This window comes from Nitrospirillum bahiense, assembly GCF_007828025.1.
In the GTDB taxonomy this organism is placed as follows: Bacteria; Pseudomonadota; Alphaproteobacteria; order Azospirillales; family Azospirillaceae; genus Nitrospirillum; species Nitrospirillum amazonense.
Genome location: NZ_VITO01000013.1, coordinates 168431 through 188451, shown reverse-complemented (window position 1 = coordinate 188451; position 20021 = coordinate 168431). Strand labels below are relative to the sequence as shown.

Annotated in this window: 19 protein-coding genes and 1 other RNA gene; 9 read left to right on the top strand and 11 right to left on the bottom strand. The window is 69.9% G+C overall.

What is annotated here, in order from left to right:
• Positions 1-131 precede the first annotated feature (131 nt).
• On the top strand, positions 132-797 hold the full coding sequence (yihA, locus tag FBZ88_RS19405; RefSeq protein WP_145618811.1) for a ribosome biogenesis GTP-binding protein YihA/YsxC: 666 nt from the start codon (positions 132-134) through the stop codon (positions 795-797).
• A gap of 130 nt (positions 798-927) precedes the next feature.
• A complete protein-coding gene (gene argB / locus FBZ88_RS19400; protein ID WP_145618810.1) occupies positions 928-1854 on the top strand; it encodes an acetylglutamate kinase in 927 nt (308 codons plus the stop codon).
• Positions 1855-1930: 76 nt separating this feature from the next.
• Here the strand turns inward: argB and FBZ88_RS19395 are convergent, their stop codons facing one another.
• From FBZ88_RS19395 to FBZ88_RS19385, 3 genes are read right to left on the bottom strand one after another with little or no spacing between them, the layout of a single operon-like run.
• A complete protein-coding gene (locus FBZ88_RS19395) occupies positions 1931-3325 on the bottom strand; it encodes a DUF6880 family protein (RefSeq protein WP_145618809.1) in 1395 nt (464 codons plus the stop codon).
• Positions 3325-4572, bottom strand: a complete 1248-nt coding sequence (locus tag FBZ88_RS19390) for a DUF2336 domain-containing protein (RefSeq protein WP_145618836.1) — start codon at positions 4570-4572, stop codon at positions 3325-3327. Before FBZ88_RS19390 ends, FBZ88_RS19395 begins: the two co-directional genes overlap by 1 nt.
• Positions 4572-6290 (bottom strand): sensor domain-containing diguanylate cyclase, encoded by a 1719-nt coding sequence (locus FBZ88_RS19385; protein ID WP_186464491.1) that lies wholly within the window; start codon positions 6288-6290, stop codon positions 4572-4574. Before FBZ88_RS19385 ends, FBZ88_RS19390 begins: the two co-directional genes overlap by 1 nt.
• A 220-nt stretch (positions 6291-6510) precedes the next feature.
• Between FBZ88_RS19385 and FBZ88_RS19380 the strand changes: the two genes are divergently transcribed.
• The 4 genes from FBZ88_RS19380 to FBZ88_RS19365 all read left to right on the top strand — a co-directional run bounded on the left by FBZ88_RS19380 (position 6511) and on the right by FBZ88_RS19365 (position 10067).
• Positions 6511-7260, top strand: a complete 750-nt coding sequence (locus FBZ88_RS19380; RefSeq protein ID WP_145618807.1) for a pyrimidine 5'-nucleotidase — start codon at positions 6511-6513, stop codon at positions 7258-7260.
• Between the two features lie 163 nt (positions 7261-7423).
• Entirely contained in the window at positions 7424-8269 is an 846-nt protein-coding gene (gene dapD / locus FBZ88_RS19375; RefSeq protein WP_145610558.1) for a 2,3,4,5-tetrahydropyridine-2,6-dicarboxylate N-succinyltransferase, read from the top strand.
• A 5-nt stretch (positions 8270-8274) separates the two neighbouring features.
• On the top strand, positions 8275-9465 hold the full coding sequence (dapE, locus tag FBZ88_RS19370; RefSeq protein WP_145618806.1) for a succinyl-diaminopimelate desuccinylase: 1191 nt from the start codon (positions 8275-8277) through the stop codon (positions 9463-9465).
• On the top strand, positions 9462-10067 hold the full coding sequence (locus tag FBZ88_RS19365; protein ID WP_145618805.1) for a hypothetical protein: 606 nt from the start codon (positions 9462-9464) through the stop codon (positions 10065-10067). Before dapE ends, FBZ88_RS19365 begins: the two co-directional genes overlap by 4 nt.
• A 96-nt stretch (positions 10068-10163) precedes the next feature.
• Here the strand turns inward: FBZ88_RS19365 and truA are convergent, their stop codons facing one another.
• The 3 genes from truA to def all read right to left on the bottom strand — a co-directional run bounded on the left by truA (position 10164) and on the right by def (position 12483).
• Positions 10164-10904: a tRNA pseudouridine(38-40) synthase TruA gene (gene truA / locus FBZ88_RS19360; RefSeq protein WP_145618804.1), complete on the bottom strand. Its 741-nt coding sequence runs from the start codon at positions 10902-10904 to the stop codon at positions 10164-10166.
• A gap of 3 nt (positions 10905-10907) precedes the next feature.
• The gene (gene fmt, locus FBZ88_RS19355) at positions 10908-11852 is read right to left on the bottom strand and encodes a methionyl-tRNA formyltransferase (protein WP_145618803.1); all 945 of its coding nucleotides are present in this window, start codon (positions 11850-11852) and stop codon (positions 10908-10910) included.
• Between the two features lie 124 nt (positions 11853-11976).
• Positions 11977-12483, bottom strand: coding sequence for a peptide deformylase (gene def / locus FBZ88_RS19350; protein ID WP_145618802.1), 507 nt, complete (start codon positions 12481-12483; stop codon positions 11977-11979).
• A 410-nt stretch (positions 12484-12893) separates the two neighbouring features.
• On the opposite strand from def, the gene FBZ88_RS19345 reads away from it, so the two are divergent.
• Positions 12894-14450, top strand: a complete 1557-nt coding sequence (locus tag FBZ88_RS19345; RefSeq protein WP_186464490.1) for a TonB family protein — start codon at positions 12894-12896, stop codon at positions 14448-14450.
• Here the strand turns inward: FBZ88_RS19345 and recR are convergent.
• The 4 genes from recR to ffs form a co-directional block, all read right to left on the bottom strand.
• Complete coding sequence (recR, locus tag FBZ88_RS19340; protein WP_145618800.1) at positions 14424-15032, bottom strand: recombination mediator RecR; 609 nt, start codon at positions 15030-15032, stop codon at positions 14424-14426. The genes FBZ88_RS19345 and recR overlap by 27 nt on opposite strands.
• 132 nt (positions 15033-15164) lie before the next feature.
• Complete coding sequence (locus FBZ88_RS19335; RefSeq protein ID WP_040842623.1) at positions 15165-15488, bottom strand: YbaB/EbfC family nucleoid-associated protein; 324 nt, start codon at positions 15486-15488, stop codon at positions 15165-15167.
• A gap of 3 nt (positions 15489-15491) precedes the next feature.
• Positions 15492-17426: a DNA polymerase III subunit gamma/tau gene (locus FBZ88_RS19330; protein WP_145618799.1), complete on the bottom strand. Its 1935-nt coding sequence runs from the start codon at positions 17424-17426 to the stop codon at positions 15492-15494.
• A 90-nt stretch (positions 17427-17516) separates the two neighbouring features.
• Positions 17517-17614, bottom strand: an RNA gene (gene ffs / locus FBZ88_RS19325) — signal recognition particle sRNA small type.
• A 133-nt stretch (positions 17615-17747) separates the two neighbouring features.
• Here ffs and nudC point away from each other — a divergent pair.
• Together nudC and FBZ88_RS19315 are read left to right on the top strand one after the other, a co-directional pair.
• Positions 17748-18704 (top strand): NAD(+) diphosphatase, encoded by a 957-nt coding sequence (gene nudC, locus FBZ88_RS19320; RefSeq protein WP_411861218.1) that lies wholly within the window; start codon positions 17748-17750, stop codon positions 18702-18704.
• A 28-nt stretch (positions 18705-18732) separates the two neighbouring features.
• Positions 18733-19149, top strand: a complete 417-nt coding sequence (locus tag FBZ88_RS19315) for a phage tail protein (protein ID WP_088870675.1) — start codon at positions 18733-18735, stop codon at positions 19147-19149.
• Positions 19150-19161: 12 nt separating this feature from the next.
• Here FBZ88_RS19315 and hisN read toward each other — a convergent pair whose 3' ends face one another.
• A complete protein-coding gene (gene hisN / locus FBZ88_RS19310) occupies positions 19162-19947 on the bottom strand; it encodes a histidinol-phosphatase (RefSeq protein WP_145618797.1) in 786 nt (261 codons plus the stop codon).
• Positions 19948-20021 lie beyond the last annotated feature (74 nt).

The window sequence follows — 20021 nt, the reverse complement described above, 5'->3', positions numbered from 1 at the left end:
CACTCGCGGCCTACAACGGCATGCGGCGTGGCCGCACACCGTTGATGTAAGACCTGTTTTCATACCGCCGGGGGCATGGGACAAGGTTCCATGCCCCCGCGCCATTTCCAGATCGTGAGAGAGTACGGCCCATGGCCATCCAGTTGCCCCCCCTGCCCGCACTGACCCCCATCTCGCCCGAGGCGCTGGAGCGGGGGCGCCTGCTGTTCGCCAAGGAGTGCGAATTCAAGTGGGGCGCCTCGGCCAAGGACAACCTGCCGCCGCAAGGCTTGCCGGAGGTGGCCTTCGCCGGCCGGTCCAACGTGGGCAAGTCCAGTCTGGTGAACGCCCTGACCGGCCGCAAGACCCTGGCCCGCACCTCCCACACGCCGGGCCGAACCCAGCAGCTGAACTTCTTCGACCTGGGCGACCGGCTGTCGCTGGTGGACATGCCGGGCTACGGCTACGCCAAGGAGAGCAAGGACAAGGTGGAGGCGTGGAACGAATTCGTGCGCGCCTACCTGAAGGGCCGGGTGACCCTGCGCCGCTGCTGCCTGTTGATCGACAGCCGCCACGGCTTCAAGCCCATCGACATGGAAGTCATGGGCATGCTGGACAACGCCGCCGTCGTCTACCAGGTGGTCCTGACCAAGACCGACAAGCTGACCCGCCTGGCCCTGAACCACGTGCATGCCGCCACCCAGGCCGCCATCAAGAAGCACCCGGCCGCCCATCCCGAAGTGCTGTTCACCAGCAGCGAGACGGGCCAGGGCGTGCCGGAACTGCGGGCCAGCCTGGCGGCTTTAGCCAATCCGTAACACGCACGAACGGCCGGCACCGCTATGCTGGTCCCCATCGCCGCACCGGCCGTAACGGGGGATTGCCCCAGGGCCGGGTCGGGTATAGATACGAACCGCCCTTCCATCCCGTGACACGGATCCCGAGCCGATGACCGCTGCCACCGCCGCTTCCTCCTCCCTGGCCGCCTCCCGCGAGGAATGGCTGGGCAAGGCCCTGACCCTGTCGGAAGCGCTGCCTTATATGCGCCGCTACGCCGGCCAGACCTTCGTCGTGAAGTATGGCGGCCACGCCATGGGCGACGAGCGCCTGGGCGAGATGTTCGCCCGCGACATCGTGTTGCTGAAGCAGGTGGGCATCAACCCCATCGTGGTGCACGGCGGTGGGCCGCAGATCGGCCAGATGCTGGACCGGCTGAAGATCAAGTCGGAATTCATCGACGGCCTGCGTGTCACCGACAAGGAGACGGTCGAGATCGTCGAGATGGTGCTGTCCGGCTCCATCAACAAGCAGCTGGTGCAGCTGATCAACGACCAGGGCGGCCAGGCCATCGGGCTGTCGGGCAAGGACGGCAACCTGATCGAGGCCCGCAAGGTCATGCGGACCAAGCGCGACCCCGACAGCAACATCGAGCGGGTGCTGGACCTGGGCTTCGTGGGTGATCCCTTCAACGTCAACCCGGGCATGATCCGCCGCATCCAGGACGCCGGCCTGATTCCCGTCATCGCCCCCATCGGCTTCGGCCCGCATGGCGAGACCTTCAACATCAATGCAGACACCGCCGCCGGCGCCGTGGCCGCCGCCATGAACGCCAAGCGCCTGCTGCTGCTGACCGACGTGGCCGGCGTGCTGACCAAGGACAAGGACCTGATCCCCGAGCTGTCGGTGGAACAGGCCAAGACCCTGATCACCGACGGCACCGCCAGCGGCGGCATGATCCCCAAGATCGAGACCTGCATCCAGGCGGTGGAAAAGGGCGTCGACGCCGCCGTCATCCTGGACGGCCGCGTGCCCCACGCGATCCTGATGGAAATCTTCACCGAGGGCGGCGCCGGAACGCTCATCGGGCACAAGTAAGCGCCGCGCAGGCCCTTGAAACGCAAGACGCCGGGTGGAGTGATCCGCCCGGCGTTTTCATTTGGAACAACATGGGTCAGGCCGTCACCTGGCTCCAGAACGACGCCTTGCGGCCATGGTCCTTGCGCACGCGCAAGGCGTAGGTGGTGTGGTTATCCAGGTCGGCATAGGTCTCGATGCGCGGCGCCAGGGCACCGAGACGGGCCAGGTACCGCGCGCCATGGCCGTAAGCGGCCGAGACACCGCGACCCAGGATGTCGTCCAGCAGCACACGATACAGAACGGTCGCCGCCAGGGGGAAGCCGTCCTCCAGCGCCACCGCCGCGTCGGAAAGCACGTCGTAGTAGGCGCCCCTCCACTCGCCACGCCGGGCAAAGACCAGGCTGGCCGCCAGGTCAAGGCGGGGCCAGCGGACGAAAAAGTCCAGCGCCCTGTGCGGATCCTTGCAGGCGGCAACGACGGCGAACGCCCGGTCCAACTCATCGAATTCCTGGAAGTCATCCAGCTTATTGATGTAATCGCGCAGGAGGCCGGCATCCAACGTGGCCTCGAAGCCCCGCCATCGCAGCGCCTGGGCAGCGGCGCGATCCTTCATGGCGTCCAGGATTTTGGCTTCCAACCGAATCTTGTCGGGGTGGAAGCCTCGCCGCTGCAGGGTACCGGCCATCAGCTCAGCCGTGGTCGCCACGATCAGCCGGTTGGGCTTGTCCTCGGTGCGAATCCATCTCAGCGCGTCCTCGTGCCGTCCCGCCGCCAGCAACCGCTCGGCCAGGCGCATGGGATTCTGACGCCACGACGGCAGTTGCGCCTCCAGCGCCATCACCGCGTCCATGTCGCCCCGGGCTTCGGCCAAGGCCTGGCGCACCTCCAGGGGCGCCGACCGGTCCCCGCGCATCTTGGCCAGCGCCGCTTCCCAATCCTTGCGCTGGGGGTCGGACAGCAGGGGCGCCAGGGCCAGGGCGACGCGCAGGAACAAGGAATAATCGTCTGATTCCAGCGCGGCGGTCAGCCACTCGGCAATCTGGGCCCGCTCCACCGGCTTCAGCCGCTCCAGCAGGCCATTCGCGGACTCCGCCGCCTCCCAATAGAGGTTGCCCATGCGTCCGCCGGAATCGGCGGTGCGCTCCAGCACATCCTCCTGCGTCCCCAGGAAACGCAACAGGCGGTTGACCGCGGCGAAGGCGTCCGCTGGCGCCAGTTCCTTGACGATGGTGTCCACCGTGGCCTGAAGGTCGGCGACGAAGGCCTTTTCCTTTTCCCAGGGGATCAAGGACTGCGCCCGCTCCAGCGCGCCCAGGCGGCGATCGATCAGCTTGGCCACCGCGTCCGGTCCCTTCAGGGCCGCCAGGGCGGCATTCACCCGCTTGCGGAAGGGGGCGCTGTCGGCCGCTTCATCCAGGATGATCTGCGCCAGTTTCTCCGGCCCCAGAGCGACCAGGGATTCCACGGACAGCGCGGGTTTACGCGCCATCACTCAACCCCGAAGAATTCCAGCTGCCATTTCATCTCGTCGTCGGTCATGGGGTACTTGGTGCCCTCGCGGGCGTTCAGCACATTGGAGGGGGGGATTTGGGCCAGGCGCATCTGCACCTGGCGGGCGGCGCGCATGGTCAGCTTGGCTTTCCAGCACAGGGCGGTGACACCGCGCGGGCTCTGGCCGGCGATGATCTTTTCCACGATGGGCTGGGGCAGGCCGGACAGCAGCGCCAGCGAGGCCATGACGAAGCCGCGGTCGCCCTGGCCCAGGGCCATGGTCACCGTATCCTCCGTCAGCTTCTTTTCCTTGTGCAGGCGCCGGGCCCGGTCAGCCGGGCGCTCCTTGGGCGCCTCCTCCTCATCCACCAGGCCGTTGCCGGTCGCGTTGCCCGCCTTCACGGCGGGCAGGCGCTGGCGCACGGCCTGGGTGATGGCTTGGCGGGTTTCCGCCGGCAGGTCGCTGCGGCTTTCCAGCACCTTGACCAGGCTGTCGGTGACGAAGCCGGCGATGCGCGCGGCCGCCGCCGGCGGCAGGTGGGGGCGGCGCACCAGCGGGGCGTGCCAGGGTTCATGCTTGGGCGCGAGATCCAGGATGCGGTCCAGCGTCTCTTCCCGGATCTGGGCGCTGGCGTTGCCCAGCAGGCTGGCCACCGCCGCCTCGCGCTCCGTCTGCACGATGGCGTCGGACACGGCGACGCTGACGTCGGCACGCTCGGCGATGGCGCACAGCCGCTCATCCTCCGGCGCCCCGGCGATGATCTCCAGCAGGTCGTCGTCGGTCAGGATGGGGGAATGGCGCAGGACGGGACCGGAAATGCTGGCATCCAGGTCGCGGGCCAGTTGCTGGATGACCGTGGGCGGGGCGTTGGGCATGTCCTTCAGCGCCGCCACCATGACGCCGCGCACCGCCACGGCCCGGTCGCGGGCCAGCGTCTCCAGGATCTGCAGGGTCATGCGCTCGATCTGCCCAACCCGGTCGGCGGACAGGCTGGGCACCAGGGCCGCGATCTTGGAGGCCAGGCCGCTGCGCACGCCCTCGTCCACGTCGGTGGACAGCAGCATGTCCGCCTGGCGGGGCGTGGCGCTGTTCAGCGCGATCTCCCGCCGCACCTCGGCGCTTTTGTCGGTCGCCAGCAGGTACAGGATTTCCGGCTGGGTCTCGGCGCGCGAGGCGACGAAACGCCGGTCGGCCGCGTCACCGGTGGCCAGCTTCTTGGCGGTATCGTAGTCCAGTCCGCCCATCACTCGTCCTTTTCCCCGGGACCCTCTTTCCCGGTGTCGTCACTGTAGGCGGGCGACAGGCAGCGATGGCCCTTGCCCAGACGTTTGGCGGCGTACATGCCCTGGTCGCCGCGGTCCACCAGGCTTTGCACCGGCTCGCCCCCACCGCCCAGGTGGACGGCCACGCCGATGGAAACGCCCAGCGGCTTCTCCGGGCCCGCGGATAGCGGCCGCAGGAATTCCGCCGCCTCGCGCAGCAGGCGGTCGGCCACGGACAGGGCCTGGGCCTCATCCACGCGATCGATCCACAGCACGAATTCGTCGCCGCCCAGGCGCCCCGCCAGGTCACCCGGCCGCGCCATGCGACGCAGCAGGTCGCCCACGGCGCGCAGCACATCGTCACCGGCGGTGTGGCCGCGCAGGTCGTTCACCGCCTTGAAGTTGTCCAGGTCGAAATACAGCAGGGCGGAGGCGCCACCGGTCTTGGCGCCCAGGCGCTGGCCCAGCAGTTCCATGACGGTGCGGCGGTTGTACAGGCCGGTCAGGCCGTCGCGCTCCGACAGGGTTTTCAGCCGTTCCTGGTAGCGGGCCTGGGCGATGGCGGCGCCGACATGGTCGGCGATGGTGCGGGCCATGGACAAATCGTCGGCCGACCAGCCGCCCTCTTTCGCGCCCACCCCAGGCCCATTGTCGGGGGCCGTTTCGGGCGTGGGCCGCCACACCAGGACGGCGCCGTTGACCTCATGCCGGAACAGGGTGCGGGCGGCCAGCACGTCATAACCGGCGGCGGTGACAGTCACCGGCCCCTCGCTTTCCGCCGCCCGGTGGGGCAATTCGGCCAGCGTCGCCTCCAGCTCCGCCGGGATGTTTTCCGCCACGCCCACGGGGACGTAGCTGTCCGCCCCCTCGACCCGGGCGCGCAGGGCGGACCCGGCGGCGCCGGTGGCGTTCACCGCCACGCCGGCCGCGATCTCCAGCGTGCGGGCGGGGTCGACGTCGTCACGGGTGGAGGAGACGATATAGCCCAGGTAGCGCTCGCGCAGGCGCACCTGCGCCAGTTCCATGGCGCGCAGCCGGGCGTCGGTGATGTCGCGGCAGGCGCCGCGGGCCCCGACCCATTGCCCGTCCGGCCCCGTCAGCGGCAGGGCGGAGGAGATGAGGCAGGCGGGGCGGCCATCGGCCGCGCGCAGCCAGACCTCCACCCGCTCGATGGCGTCCCGCGCCTCGAACGGCGACAGGCCGTCGTCGAACTCCGGCAGCAGGAAGTCGTTGGGGTGGCGGCCCACCAGGTCGTCCGGCCGATAGCCGATGGCTCCGGCGGGTGAGACGAAGGCGAAGCGTCCGTCCGGCCCGGTTTCCCAGGCGAAGTCGCTGGAGATTTCCACCAGGTCCTTATAGCGCTGGCGCGATTCCGTCAGCGCCTGGCGCAGGCGGCGTTCCAGGGTGGCCATGCGGCCCAGCAGCAGGTAGTGCGCGTGGCCCGCCCCATCGGGGGGCAGCGCCAGCGGCGTCCATTCCACCACCTCCTGGTCCGGCAGGGGGCTGGAGTGGGTGCCGGGCTGCAGCACGCCGCCATCCGCCACCCAGCGCGACAGCAGATCCAGCCAGCCGTCGTCACGCAGCAGCAGCTGGGCGCCCGCCGTGTTGGCGGCGATGACCCGGCCCTCGGGGTCGACCGCCAGCCCGGGACCGGCCCACCCCGTCAGCAACGCCTGGCCATCGATCAAATCGGAACCCATGCCCCCGCCTCGCGCGCCCAACAGCCGCCCGCCCATCCCAAGTCCTTGGGCTCAAACACCTGGGCCGGCAAGCCCGCCCCACCAAAGGAGTAGCTTACTCCCCGGATGGCGGCAACAGGCCCGGACGGGCACCCTGTGCCGCGTCGGGATAGGATGCGAGCCGCCCGTCGGCGGGCAGTCCCGGCTTGCCCGGAACGGGCGGCGGGCCCATGGTGGGGCCATGATGACCGATGCCAGCGCCCCCCTGACCGTCACCGCCGCCGACCATGCGCCCATGGGCAGCCCCTTCGCCCATATTGACACCTGGATCTTCGACCTGGACAACACGCTGTATCCGGCGGCGTGCAACCTGTTCGCCCAGGTCGACGTGCGCATCGGCGCCTATATCGCCAATGCCCTGGGGCTGGACGCCGACGCGGCCAAGCGCCTGCAGAAGGACTATTTCCGCCAGTACGGCACCAGCCTGCGCGGCCTGATGCTGAACCATGGGGTGCAGCCGGGGCCCTTCCTGGACTATGTCCACGACATCGACGTCAGCGCCATTCTGCCGCAGCCGGCCATGGCGGAAAGCCTGGCGGCCTTGCCGGGGCGCAAGATCATCTACACCAACGGCTCGGCCGGCCATGCGGAGAACGTGATGCGGCGCCTGGGCGTGGCCGACCAGTTCCACGCCGTGTTCGACATCGTGGCCGCCGACTTCACGCCCAAGCCCGATGCCTTGCCCTACACCACCCTTATCCAGCGGCACGGCATCGACCCCACCCGCGCCGTGATGGTGGAGGACATCGCCCGCAACCTGGAACCGGCCCGGGCGCTGGGCATGGCCACCGTGCTGGTGGAGACGGACTCGCCCTTTTCCCTGCCCAACCCCGATGCGCCGGCCGCGGCGCTGCCCTATGTGCAACACCGCATCACCGACGTGCCCGCCTGGCTGGCCCAGGTGGTGGCCGACCTGGCCGGCCCTAAGTAGGCCCGTCCACGCAAGAATATGTCCGGGAGAGGCTGCTAAAGTAGGGGCTGGCCTGCCGCCGGGGGCGTTGACAGGGGTCGAAGCCCCCCGCCATTGTCCCCCCGCTTAATCGGACACCTCCGCCCCCAAAGCCGCCGACCAGGCGCCATCCGGACGACGCCCCATGACCGCTTTCACCGACCTGCAGAGCCATATCGAGCAAGCGTGGGAAACCCGCGACACCCTGAACGCCAGCACCACCGGCGCCACCCGCGACGCGGTGAACGAGGCGCTGTCGGCCCTGGATCGGGGTGACCTGCGGGTGGCGGAAAAGGTGGACGGTGCCTGGGTGGTGAACCAGTGGCTGAAGAAGGCCGTGCTGCTGTCCTTCCGCCTGACGGACAGCGCGCCGATGCCCGGCGCGCCGGGGGGCAGCACCTGGTTCGACAAGGTGCCCACCAAGTTCGAGGGCTGGGACGACGCCCGCTTCCGCGCCGCCGGCTTCCGCGCCGTGCCCGGCGCCATTGTGCGCCGCAGCGCCTATATCGCCCCCGGCGTGGTGCTGATGCCCAGCTTCGTCAACATCGGCGCCCGCGTGGGCAAGGGCACCATGGTCGACACCTGGGCCACGGTGGGGTCCTGCGCCCAGATCGGTGCCAACGTCCACCTGTCGGGCGGTGTCGGCATCGGCGGCGTGCTGGAGCCGCTGCAGGCCGGCCCGGTGATCATCGAGGACAACTGCTTCATCGGCGCCCGGTCCGAGGTGGTCGAGGGCGTGGTGGTCGAGGAGGGCGCCGTCCTGTCCATGGGCGTCTACATCGGCGCCAGCACCAAGATCATCGACCGCGCCACCGGTGAGGTCTTCATCGGGCGGGTACCCGCCTACTCCGTCGTCGTGCCCGGCAGCATGCCCGGCAAGCCCCTGCCCGACGGCACCCCGGGCCCCAGCCTGTACTGCGCCGTCATCGTCAAGCGCGTGGATGAGCAGACCCGGGCCAAGACCTCGATCAACGACCTGCTGCGGGACTGATCCCCATGGCCGCCAGCCCCCTTTCCACGCCGTTGGACGCCACCGACCCGGTGGCGCTGACCCAGGCGCTGATCCGCTGCGCCAGCGTCACGCCGGCCGACGCCGGCGCCCTGGGCGTGCTGGAGGGGGTGCTGGAGGCCCTGGGCTTCACCTGCCACCGCCTGCCCTTCACGGAAGAAGGAACGGCGCCGGTGGAGAACCTGTATGCCCGGCTGGGCGACGCCGGCCCCAACTTCTGCTTCGCCGGCCACACCGACGTGGTGCCGGTGGGGGATGAGGCGGCGTGGACGGTGGCGCCCTTCGCCGGCGACATCATCGACGGCCGGCTGTTCGGCCGGGGCGCGTCCGACATGAAGGGGGCCATCGCCGCCTTCATTGCTGCCGTGGCGCGGCACAAGGCCGCCGGACTGCCCATGATGGGCAGCCTCAGCCTGTTGATTACCGGGGATGAGGAAGGCCCGTCCATCAACGGCACCCGCAAGGTGCTGGGCTGGCTGCGGGACCGTGGGGAGGCGCTGGACGCCTGCCTGGTGGGGGAACCCACCAACCCGCAGCGCCTGGGCCAGATGATGAAGATCGGCCGGCGGGGCAGCATCACCTTCACCATCACCAGCCTGGGCGCCCAGGGGCACGTGGCCTATCCCCACCTGGCCGACAACCCCCTGCCCCGTCTGGCCCAGGCCCTGAGCCGCCTGTCGGGCGAACCGCTGGACCAGGGAACGCCCCACTTCCAGCCCAGCAGCCTGCAGATCACCACCATCGACGTGGGCAATCCCACCACCAATATCATCCCGGCCAAGGGCACGGCGGTGTTCAACATCCGCTTCAACGACCTGCACAGCCCGGCCAGCCTGGAAGCGCACGTGCGCGGCGTCCTGGCCGAGGTGGGCGGATCATGGGACGTGAAGGTGGCGGTCAGCGGCGATGCCTTCCTGACGCCGCCGGGACAGCTGAGCGGTATCGTTTCGCAAGCGGTACGATCCATGACGGGGTTGGAGCCGGAGCTGAGCACCAGCGGCGGCACCTCCGACGCGCGCTTCATCAAGAACCACTGCCCGGTGGTGGAGTTCGGCGGCGTGGGCGCCAGCATGCACAAGGTGGATGAGCATATCGCCGTGGACGACCTGATCCGCCTGACCGACATCTACGCCCGCGTGCTGGCCGACTGGTTCGCGGCCCACGGCGCCGCCGCGTGATGGGGGAATTGGGCCGCAGCCTGGCCGGCGCCCTGCGTCTGGTCTTCCTGGACAAGACGGCCGCCGCCCGCTTCCCGGCCGACCGCGCGGGCGCACTGCGCAGCTTCTGGGTCTTCCTGGCCCTGCTGCCCGGCGTGGTGGCGCTGGACACGGTTGAGCGTTGGATGGGCCACCCGCTGACGCCGCTGGGCGACGGCGCGGCACTCGCCACCATCCCCGTGGCACGGGCCGTTCCCGCCACCCTGCTGGCCTACCTGATCGGCACCTTCGGCTATTTCCTGATGGTGGAGCGTATCCTGCATCTGCAGGGCAACGGCGCCTTGTTCCCCCGCTTCATCGCCGCCTTCAACTGGAGCGGCATCGTCGCCCTGCTGGTGGCGCTGCCCCTGGCGGTGCTGGCGCACAGCGGCCTTCTGTCCATGCCCATGGGGGCGGCCGTCATGGCGGTCACCTATTTCTGGAGCCTGTTCTACGAGGCCTACGTGACCCGCGCCGTGCTGGGCTGCGGCTGGCTGACCGCCACCGGCTTCGTGCTGCTGGACGTGGTCGTCAGCGACCTGACGACCACCCTGGTCCATGGGCCGCTGATGGCCGTCAGTTAGTTTTCCCATTCCCCGGAAACTTCCGCCCCGGAAACTTCCGGCGAACGCGGTCGCATCCTACTGCGGGAGGAGGCGCCGCCTCACCCCGCAGGGCTCTCATTCATACCACGCCTCGGTGAAGTACAGCCCGTCCGGCGGGGCGGTCTGGCCGGCGGCGGCGCGGTCACGGGCCTCCAGCGCCCGGGTCACGTCGTCGGGCGTCCACTTGCCCTCGCCCACGAGGCGCAGGGTGCCGATCATGTTGCGGATCTGGTGATGCAGGAAGGACCGGGCGCGGGCGACCATGTGGATCTCCTGCCCCATGCGGCTCACCGTCAGCAGGCTCAGCGTCTTCACCGGGCTCTTGGCCTGGCAGATGCTGGCGCGGAAGCTGGTGAAGTCGTGGTTGCCCACAAGGCGCTGGGCGCCTTCGTTCATGGCGTCGGCGTCCAGGACGGTGGGCACGTGCCAGGCGCGGCCGATGTCCAGCGCCAGCGGCGCCCGGCGATTGACGATGCGGTAGAGGTAGGCGCGGCCCTTGCACGACAGGCGGGCGTGGAAGTCGTCATCCACCGCCTCCGCCCTCACCACGGCGATAGGCTCCGGCCGCAGGTGGAAGTTCAGGGCGTCGCGTACCGTGTCGGGCTTGGTCGGCTTCTTCAGGTCGAAATGGCAGACCTGGCCCAGGGCGTGGACGCCGGCATCGGTGCGGCCGGCGGCATGCACCCGCACCACCTCACCGGAAAACCGCCGGATGGCCTCCTCCAGGCAGGCCTGGACGGACGGGCCGTGCGGCTGCAACTGCCAGCCCTGGTAGGGCCGGCCGTCATATTCGACGGTGAGTTTCCAGCGCGGCATGGGTCAGACGGCGGCGACGGGCTTGCCGACCGCGTGCGGGAAGCCGCGCAGGAAGGCCGCCCCCTCGACCGGGCCCTTGCCCGGACGCTGCACGGTGGTGAGACGCAAGGCACCCTCGCCGCAGGCCACGGTCAGGTTGGCATCCAGCAGGGTGCCGGGGGCCCCGGTGCCGGCCACGGGCTCGGCCGCCAGCACCTTGATCTTCTCAACCGTACCACCCTCAAGGGCCGCCTCGAACCAGGTGCCCGGCCGAGGGGTCAGCGCCCGCACCTGGCGGTCCAGCTCGGCCGCCGGCTTGGTGAAGTCCAGCAGCCCTTCCTCCTTGGTCAGCTTGGCGGCGTAGGTCACGCCCTCCTCCGGCTGCACCGTGGCCGGCAGGTCGCCGGCCGCCAGGCGGTCCAGCGCCGTGACGATCAGGCGGGCGCCCATGGCGGAGAGGCCGTCGTGCAGCTGGCTGGCGGTCATGCGCGGGGTGAGGGCGATGCGTTCCTCCAGCAGCGTGGGGCCGGTGTCCAGCCCTGCCTCCATCTGCATGATGGTGACGCCGCTCTCGGCGTCACCGGCCAGGATGGCGCGCTGGATGGGGGCGGCGCCGCGCCAGCGCGGCAGCAGCGAGGCATGGATGTTGAGACAGCCCAGGCGCGGCGCGTCCAGCACCGCCTGCGGCAGGATCAGGCCGTAGGCCACCACCACCGCCACGTCCAGGTTCAGCTCCCGGAACTCGGCCTGGGCCTCCTCCTTGCGCAGGGTGCGCGGCGTCCGCACCGGGATGCCCAGCGCCTGCGCCCGCGCGTGCACGGGGGTCGGCTGCTCCTTGTGCCCGCGCCCGGCGGGGCGGGGCGGCTGGCTGTAGACGCAGGCGACCTCATGCCCGGCCGCGACCAGGGCGTCCAGCACCGGAACGGAAAAGTCGGGCGTGCCCATGAAGGCTAGGCGCAGGCGGGTCATGGCGGCCTCAAAGGTGCAACCGATTTACAGGCCCGCGACTGCGGGCCCCGGAGCGAGCACCGCAGGGCGGAGCGAGGATAGCCAAGCGGCCGGATGGCCGCGCCGGCGCTTGAGGAAAACCAAATTACCGAGCCGCCTTGGACACCTTGCGCATGATCATGTTGCGCTTCAGGGACGACAGGTGGTCGATGAACAGCACGCCGTTCAGGTGATCAACCTCGTGCTGGATACAGCGGGCCAGCAGGTCGTCGCAATCGCGTTCCTGCACGCTGCCGTCGCGGTCGACGTAGCGCACGCGGATCTGCTTGGGCCGCACCACGTCGGCGTAGATCTCGGGGATGGAAAGGCAGCCCTCATTGTGCACGCAGGTCTCATCCGACAGCCACAGCAGCTCCGGATTGGCCATGGCGATGGGTTCCTTGGCGCCTTCCTTATGCTCGGACACATCGACGACGATGATGCGTTCCAGCAGGCCGATCTGCGGCGCGGCCAGGCCGATGCCGGGCGCCTTGTACATGGTCTCCAGCATGTCATCCATCAGCCTCACCACGCGGCCGTCGACGTTGGCGATGGGCGCGCACTTCTTCTTCAGGCGGGCGTCGGGAACGGTGAGGATGGGCAGGAGGGCCATGGGGGTCGTATCCGGATCAGGCGGCTGGTGAATAAGGGCGACGAGTATAAACGCTCGCCCATCTGCGAGATAGGGGAAGCCGGCCGCCAGGGCAAGGCCCGGTTGCGCCGCAGGGGGTATGCGGGCGGGCCAGGGATAGCAGCCACCCCGCACGCCCCAACGATTCCAAGGGCGACAATACTAGCCGTTTCTGCAACCATCGCGATGGTTCCTGGCCTCTCCGACATATTGACCCCATGCGCCCCGCTCTGTCCCGTACCCTCCCCGTCCGCTTTGTCGCGTCCCTCGCGTTGGCGCTGGCCGCCGGTTGTGCCCATCCCCAGCCGCCGGCACTGCCAACGCCCCAGTCCCACGTCGATTCCACTGCGCCGATAGCCGCCGATGGGCCGCGCCTGGATCCGGCGTCAATAATGAAGGCCATCCCCGACTTTCCCTGGGTGGCCGCCCAGCAGGGGGAGGCGGGCACGGTCGTCGTCGCCGTTCTGTGCGCCGCCGATGGACCCGTCACGGACGCGGAGGTGATGGAGGGCAGCGGGTCGGACCGGATGGACGCGGCCGTGCTGGCGGCCGGATTCAGCCACAAGTGGCGCTGCCTGCCCAGCCTAAATCCGCAAGCGCAACCCGCCCAGACGGGCCCCACCTGGATCACGCTGCGCTATGCCTTCAAGCAGGGCGACAGGAAGGATGATCCCCCTGCGCCGCCCCCGCCGCGCCTCGCGCTGGGCGCGCACATGGATACCGACACGGTCGTCCAACCACCCTATCCCGCCGAAGCGCTGCCGACGGAGGAATATGGCGACGTCCCCTTCACGTTCCTGTGCGGCGCCGATGGTGCCGTGCGGGAGGCGCGGCTGACCCAGCCCGGCCCGTCCGTCCATCCCCAGCTGGATGCGGCCGTCCTGGCGGCGGCGCGGGCAAGCGGCTGGCGCTGCCACCCCGCCAAGCATCCTGGCGACCGCCAGCCCATGGACTCCTGGGGATTCTACCGCCTGTCCTTCCCGGCCCCCGCCGGTGCCGGCCCCGCCCACGGCCTCAAGGCGGAAGCGGATGGGGCACAGATCGACCCCACCACACTGAGCCATCCCGACTACACCGTCGATGCCGCAAGGGCGGGGGAGGAGGGGGAGGTCATCATCGACTTCCTTTGCGGCGTCAACGGACGGCTGGGCGACTTCAAGATCGGCCAATCCTCCGGCCATCCCCGGCTGGACGCGGCGGCGCTGGCGGCCCTGCGGGCATCGCAGGTGCGCTGCGTGCCGGGCACCTCGGCGGAGGGCCGCATCCGGGTGACGCCCGGCGCCTACGGGATGGACTTCAAGTTATCCCCCCGGGCGCCCCAGCCGGGCGAGCCCCCCGTCCTGGACATCCGGTCGCTGGTCAACGCGCCGCCGGCCTATCCCCGCGGCGCCCTGGACCTGAAGGACCAGACCACCCTGACGGCCGCCATCCTGTGCGGCCCCGGGGGAACCCTGCTGGACAGCGCGTTGATGGAAAGCAGCGGCCACCCGGAACTGGACGCCGCCTTCATGGCGGCCACGGACTCCGGCCTGTGGCGCTGCCTTCCCGCCCAGCTGCGCGCCACCGGACAGCCAGTGGCCGCCTGGACGGCCTTCCGCCAGTATTTCGGCCGGGCCGCCGACGCCCCGCCGCCGGATGACGAGCCCGTAGGCGCGGCGGTGGACCCCGCGTCACTGGTCGCGCCGGGCCAGGCCCCGGCGGTGGCGATCCACAGCAAGAAACCCAAGGCCTGGCTGCGCTTCTGGTGCGATGCCAACGGCCACATCCTGACGCCCAGCCTGTTCCGCAGCTCCGGCGATCCACACCTGGACGCCGACCTGATGGCCCAGGCGCACGCCGGCAAATGGCGCTGCCTGCCCTATCAGCAGCCCGGCACCCACATCCCCGTGGCCGCCTGGGGCTTCTTCCCCTATAGCGGCCCCTCACCCGAGGGTGCGCCGCGCCCTTAAGGCCGCCGTCAGGGTGCCGTCGTCCAGATAGTCCAGTTCGCCGCCCACCGGCACGCCGTGGGCCAGGCGGCTGATGGCGACGTGCAGGCCGGAGAGGCGGTCGGTCAAGTAGTGGGCCGTGGTCTGGCCGCCGGCGGTGGCGTTCAGGGCCAGGATGACCTCGCGCACGGGCATGCCATCCGTGCCCTGGGCCACGCGGGCCAGCAGGCCGGGGACGGCCAGATCATCGGGGCCGATGCCGTCCAGGGCCGACAGGGTGCCGCCCAGCACATGGTAGAGGCCGCGATAGGCGCCCGTGCGCTCCAGCGCCCACAGGTCGCCCACCTCCTCCACCACGCACAGGATGGCGCGGTCGCGGGAGGCGTCGCGGCAGACGCCGCAGGGGTCGACCGTGTCCAGGTTGCCGCAGACGGGGCAGGTGCGGATGCGGGCGGCCGCCCCGGCCAGCGCCTCGGCCAGCGGGTCCATCAGCTGTTCGCGCTTCTTGATCAGGTGCAGGGCGGCGCGACGGGCCGAGCGCGGACCCAGGCCCGGCAGGCGCGACAACAGCTGTATCAGGCGGTCGATTTCAGGGCCGATCATGGCCCCAAGATAGGGGCTGTGCCGGCTTTGTTCCAGCCCTGCTTTGTTTTGAGTCCAGCCGGAAAAATGAAGACGCCGGGCCTGTCGCCAGGCCCGGCGTTCAAAACTGTACCCTGAGGGTCGGCGCGCCGATCAGAACGGCAGCTTCATGCCCGGCGGCAGCTTCAGGCCGCCCATGAGCTTGTTGGTCTCTTCGGCGATGTGCGCCTCGACCTTGCTCTTGGCGTCGTTGAAGGCGGCGACCAGCAGGTCCTCCAGCACCTCGATGTCCTCGGGGTCGACGACGGACTTGTCGAGCTTCACCTTCTTCAGCTCGCCCTTGCCGTTGACCACGACGCGGACCATGCCGGCGCCGGACTGGCCGTCGGCCTCGATCTCGCCCAGCTTGCCCTGCATTTCCTGCATCTTGGCCTGCATCTGCTGGGCCTGCTTCATCATCTGGCCGATGTTCTTCATGGCCTAAAAATCTCCTTCCCAGTCGCCGTCGCTCATGTCGGGCGGGGCGTCGAAATACGGGTTGTCGGGGGCATCCATACCGCCATCCTCGTAAGAAGGGAAGGCGGGGGTGAGAGCGGCCTCTTCGGCGGCGGCCTTGGCGGCCGCCGCGGCCAGCTGGTCCAGGTCGCGCACCGCCGCCATCCTGGCGCCGGGGAACGCGGCCATCAGGGCCTGCACCAGGGGGTTGGCCGCAGCCTGTTCGCGGGTGCGGTTCTCCGCCGCGCGGTCCTGGTCACTGAGCGTGGGTTCGCCGGGCGCGCTGGAGACGGTGACGATCCAGCGCCGGCCGGTCCATTCCGTCAGCAGCTGGCCCACGCGGCCGGCCAGGTTGGGCACCGCCATGGCGGTGGGCCGCAGCTCGATCAGCCCCGGCTCGAACTTCACCAGGTGCACCATGCTCAAGAGGTTGCCCTGCAGCATCCCCTCGCGCCGGGCGCCGAACAGCTCCGCCACCTCGCGGAAAGACTTGGGATCGGCCGGGGGCAGATCCGGAACGGGCTCCATCACGGGGGCGGGAGCGACCACGGGAGCCGCCTTCACCGCACCGGCCAGGCCGCCGCGCAGGACGGCCATGGGGGCGCCGTTTGGGCTGCCGCCACCGCCGGCCATGGCCATGCCGCGCGCCGTGGCGCCGCCGCCATTGCCACCACCGCCCATCGGCGCGCCGCCGCCCCCCGTGGGGGCACCGGTGGGCACGCCACCCTCCATCACCTTGCGCACCAAATCACCCGGGCTGGGCAGGTCGGCGGCGTAGGCCAGGCGGATCAGCACCATTTCCAGGGCCTGCATGGGCACCGGCGCCTGCTGCACCTCGCCCAGGCCCTTCAGCAGGATCTGCCAGGCGCGGGCCAGGGCCGGCATGCCCAGCTTGGCCGCCAGATCACCGCCGCGCACCCGCTCCATCTCCGGGATGCCCTGGTCCTGGGCCGTGCCGGGGACCACGCGGGCGCGGGTCAGGAAATGGGTGAAGTCCAGCAGGTCCTGGGCGATGACCACCGGGTCGGCGCCGCGCTTGTGCAGATCGTCCAGCACCGCCAGCGCGTCGGCCGGCTTGCCCGACAGGGTCGATTCGAACAGGTCAACCACTAGGGTGCGGTCGGCCAGGCCCAGCATGTCGCGGACCTGCAGGCCAGTGACCGCGCCGCCGCCCAGCGCGATGGCCTGATCCAGCAGCGACAGCCCGTCACGCACCGAGCCGTCGGCGGCGCGGGCGATCAGGCTCAGCGCCTCCGCCTCCACCGGCACCGATTCCTGCGCCGCGATACGGCCGAAATGAGCCTGCAGCGTACCCTGGTCCACCCGGCGCAGGTCGAAGCGCTGACAGCGCGACAGCACCGTCACCGGCACCTTGCGGATCTCGGTGGTGGCAAAGACGAACTTCACATGGGGCGGCGGCTCCTCCAGCGTCTTCAGCAGCGCGTTGAACGCGCTGCGCGACAGCATGTGGACCTCGTCGATGACGTAGACCTTGTAGCGCGCGCCGGCCGGGGCGTAGCGCACGCCCTCGATGATCTCGCGGATGTTGTCGACCGAGGTGTTGCTGGCCGCGTCCATCTCGATGACGTCGACATTGCGGTCCTGTGAGATGGACACGCACTGCTCACACACGCCGCAGGGGCTGACGGTGGGGCCGCCCTGGCCATCGGGGCCAATGCAGTTCAGCGCGCGGGCGATGATGCGGGCGGTGGTGGTCTTGCCCACGCCGCGCACGCCGGTCAGCATGTAGGCCTGATGGATGCGCCCCGACTGGATGGCGTTGCGCAGGGTGCGCACCAGGGCATCCTGCCCGATCAGCTCATCGAAATTGCGGGGGCGATATTTGCGGGCCAGGACCCGGTAAACGGCATTACCGGCGGCGGAGTCGTAAGCGGAGGAAAGCGGGCTTTGATCGGTCACGGGATCGCTCGACCCTTCCGGCGCTGGCAGGGACAGGGCGCGCCGGCGGCTAGCGCCGGGTGCCCGCCTAGGGGCTTCTCATTTTATGAGGTGGGAGGCTGGACATGCGACCCGCGCCGAAACTCGTTACGGCTGCTTCCTTCCGGACCTGACCGGGTTGGCGAGGGACACGTCCGCCGCCAACCTCCCGCCGCCATATATCGGCATCGCACCGCCCCATAGCAAGTGAAAAGGCGGCAGGGCCGACCCGCCCGTCCCGATGCGCCGCATGACGAGGGGTGCCTTGCCCGCTCCGGTCCCATCATGAGACGAATGGTGATCATGACGAACCGGTCTCAGAAAAACTTCTACACCGGCGCCGGCCTGGACCGCGCCACCGTCGCCCGCAAGCAGGCCGACTGGCTGGCCCAGCGCCTGGCGGCCCCCGAAAGCCGATTCCTGGCCGTCTGGCGCGGCCAGTTCCTGGTGGCGCCCGTGCCCGAGGGAACGGAAGCGCCGCCGGCCGTGCAGCCGGTCTACCTGGACGCCGGTTCTCCCTGGTGGCGCGAGGCCGCAACCCTGGCCCCCGCCTTCCTGGGCGTGGAGGGGGACGTCGCCCATTTCGCCGTCGACCTGTCGGGGCTGGAGGAAGGCCATCCGGACCTGGTGGGCCTGGGCACGCCGACCGAGCTGCGCACCCTGGCCCACCAGGTGGACCGGTCCACGGCCAGCCTGCTGGCCTATGTGCGCGGCCTGCTGGGCTGGCACCAGCGCCATCGTTTCTGCGGCGTCTGCGGCACGGTGACCGAGGTGATCGAGGGCGGGCATGTCCGCCGCTGCACCAACCCCGACTGCAAGACCCTGCACTTCCCCCGCACCGATCCGGCGGTGATCATGCTGGTGCATGACGGCGACCGCTGCGTCATGGGCCGGCAGGCCCGATTCGGCCAAGGCATGTATTCCACCCTGGCCGGCTTCGTGGAACCGGGCGAAAGCCTGGAGGAGGCGGTGGCGCGCGAGGTGATGGAGGAGGCGGGCATCCAGGTGACGGACGTGCGCTATCAGTCCTCCCAGCCGTGGCCCTTCCCCTCCTCCCTCATGCTGGGCTTCCACGCCCGCGCCGTGACCACGGAGCTGAAGGTGGATTTGGAGGAGCTGGAGGACGCGCGCTGGTTCACCCGGGATGAGGTGCGCGAGGCCAGCCTGCGCAACGGCCCCCCGGACGGCAGCTTGCGCATTCCCCCCGGCGACAGCATCGCCCGCCGCCTGATCGAGGATTGGCTGGAGGGTGAGGTTTAGGCGATCGACCAAATCGGGGGAAAGCACCATGTCGGGGGAAACGCAGACCAGCACCTGGCCGCTGCCCAAGTTCTATTTCTCAGTGCAGTTGGGCGGCACCATCGCAGCCACCTTCCAGGAAGTGACGGGGCTGGACACCGAGGCCACCGCCTCCGCCACGGGGCCGGTCTTGGGCAAGGTCGGAAACGTCACCCTGCGCAAGGGCGTCTTGGCAAACGACTCCGCCCTTTGGAATTGGGTCAACCAGATCCAGCTGAACACCATCGCGCGCCAGACGATGGTGATCGGCCTGCTGGACGAGACCGGCGCGCCCAAGAGGGTGTGGACCCTGAACAACGCCTGGCCGACCAAGCTCACCGGCACGGACCTGAAGTCCGAAGGCAACGAGGTGGCCGTGGAGTCGGTGGAGGTCGCCTACGAAACCCTGGTGATCTCCGCTCCTTAACGGGGTGCGGACTCAGGCGTCCCCGCCCATGATGGCCAGCGCCTGGGCATGCGCCCGGGCGTCGCCGGACGCCACCACCTCGCCCACCGCGCCCAGCACCAGGTCGCGGCCCTGCCAGTCGGTCATGCGGCCGCCGGCGCCCTCGACCACCGGCACCAGGGCCGCCCAGTCCCAGGGCGCCAGGTCGCGCTCCACCGAAATGTCCAGCCAGCCGTTGGCCACCTGGGCGTAGCCGTAACAATCGCTGCCGTAGACGACGTAGCGCGAGGCGGCTTTCAACTGGGCGAAGCGTTCCGCCTCCACGCCCTTGAACATGTCGGGGCTGGTGGTGGTCACCGTCGCCTCCGCCAGGGTGGCGCAGGCGCGGGTGCGCACGGGCGTGCCGTTGAAGCGGGTGGGGTGGCCCGCGCCGCCGATCCAACGCTCACCCAGGATGGGCTGGTCGATGACACCCAGTACCGGTCGGCCATGGCGCAGCAGGCCGATCAGGGTGCCGAAGATGGGCCGGCCGGTCATGAAGCTCTTGGTGCCGTCGATGGGGTCCAGCACCCAGACATATTCCCGGTCCAGGCCGTGGGTGCCCAGTTCCTCGCCCAGGATGCCGTCGTCGGGGCGCTCCGCCGCCAGCAGGGCGCGCAGGGCCTCTTCCGCCTGCCGGTCGGCGATGGTGACCGGCGTCAGGTTGGACTTGGCATCGATCTCCACATCCGCACGGAAATAGCGGCGGATGACGGCGCCCGCCGACTCGGCCATACGATGGACCAGGGCGATGAACTCTTCCGGAACGGGCGTCGTCATGGGTTCTTCCTGGGGTGCGGGAGATGCAAAGAGGGGCGGCCCCGGCCGGGACCGCCCCTGCTTTTATACCGGAG

What these genes read in the sequence shown, in the direction of transcription:
- FBZ88_RS19395 (WP_145618809.1), bottom strand. Translation starts at nt 3,325, where the DNA reads ATGGCGCGTAAACCCGCGCTGTCCGTGGAATCCCTGGTCGCTCTGGGG.
- truA (WP_145618804.1), bottom strand. Translation starts at nt 10,904, where the DNA reads ATGCCGCGCTGGAAACTCACCGTCGAATATGACGGCCGGCCCTACCAG.
- nudC (WP_411861218.1), top strand. Translation starts at nt 17,748, where the DNA reads ATGACGAACCGGTCTCAGAAAAACTTCTACACCGGCGCCGGCCTGGAC.
- yihA (WP_145618811.1), top strand. Translation starts at nt 132, where the DNA reads ATGGCCATCCAGTTGCCCCCCCTGCCCGCACTGACCCCCATCTCGCCC.
- def (WP_145618802.1), bottom strand. Translation starts at nt 12,483, where the DNA reads ATGGCCCTCCTGCCCATCCTCACCGTTCCCGACGCCCGCCTGAAGAAG.
- FBZ88_RS19345 (WP_186464490.1), top strand. Translation starts at nt 12,894, where the DNA reads ATGAAGGCCATCCCCGACTTTCCCTGGGTGGCCGCCCAGCAGGGGGAG.
- FBZ88_RS19390 (WP_145618836.1), bottom strand. Translation starts at nt 4,572, where the DNA reads ATGGGCGGACTGGACTACGATACCGCCAAGAAGCTGGCCACCGGTGAC.
- argB (WP_145618810.1), top strand. Translation starts at nt 928, where the DNA reads ATGACCGCTGCCACCGCCGCTTCCTCCTCCCTGGCCGCCTCCCGCGAG.
- recR (WP_145618800.1), bottom strand. Translation starts at nt 15,032, where the DNA reads ATGATCGGCCCTGAAATCGACCGCCTGATACAGCTGTTGTCGCGCCTG.
- dapE (WP_145618806.1), top strand. Translation starts at nt 8,275, where the DNA reads ATGGCCGCCAGCCCCCTTTCCACGCCGTTGGACGCCACCGACCCGGTG.
- FBZ88_RS19380 (WP_145618807.1), top strand. Translation starts at nt 6,511, where the DNA reads ATGATGACCGATGCCAGCGCCCCCCTGACCGTCACCGCCGCCGACCAT.
- FBZ88_RS19335 (WP_040842623.1), bottom strand. Translation starts at nt 15,488, where the DNA reads ATGAAGAACATCGGCCAGATGATGAAGCAGGCCCAGCAGATGCAGGCC.
- dapD (WP_145610558.1), top strand. Translation starts at nt 7,424, where the DNA reads ATGACCGCTTTCACCGACCTGCAGAGCCATATCGAGCAAGCGTGGGAA.
- hisN (WP_145618797.1), bottom strand. Translation starts at nt 19,947, where the DNA reads ATGACGACGCCCGTTCCGGAAGAGTTCATCGCCCTGGTCCATCGTATG.
- FBZ88_RS19315 (WP_088870675.1), top strand. Translation starts at nt 18,733, where the DNA reads ATGTCGGGGGAAACGCAGACCAGCACCTGGCCGCTGCCCAAGTTCTAT.
- fmt (WP_145618803.1), bottom strand. Translation starts at nt 11,852, where the DNA reads ATGACCCGCCTGCGCCTAGCCTTCATGGGCACGCCCGACTTTTCCGTT.
- FBZ88_RS19385 (WP_186464491.1), bottom strand. Translation starts at nt 6,290, where the DNA reads ATGGGTTCCGATTTGATCGATGGCCAGGCGTTGCTGACGGGGTGGGCC.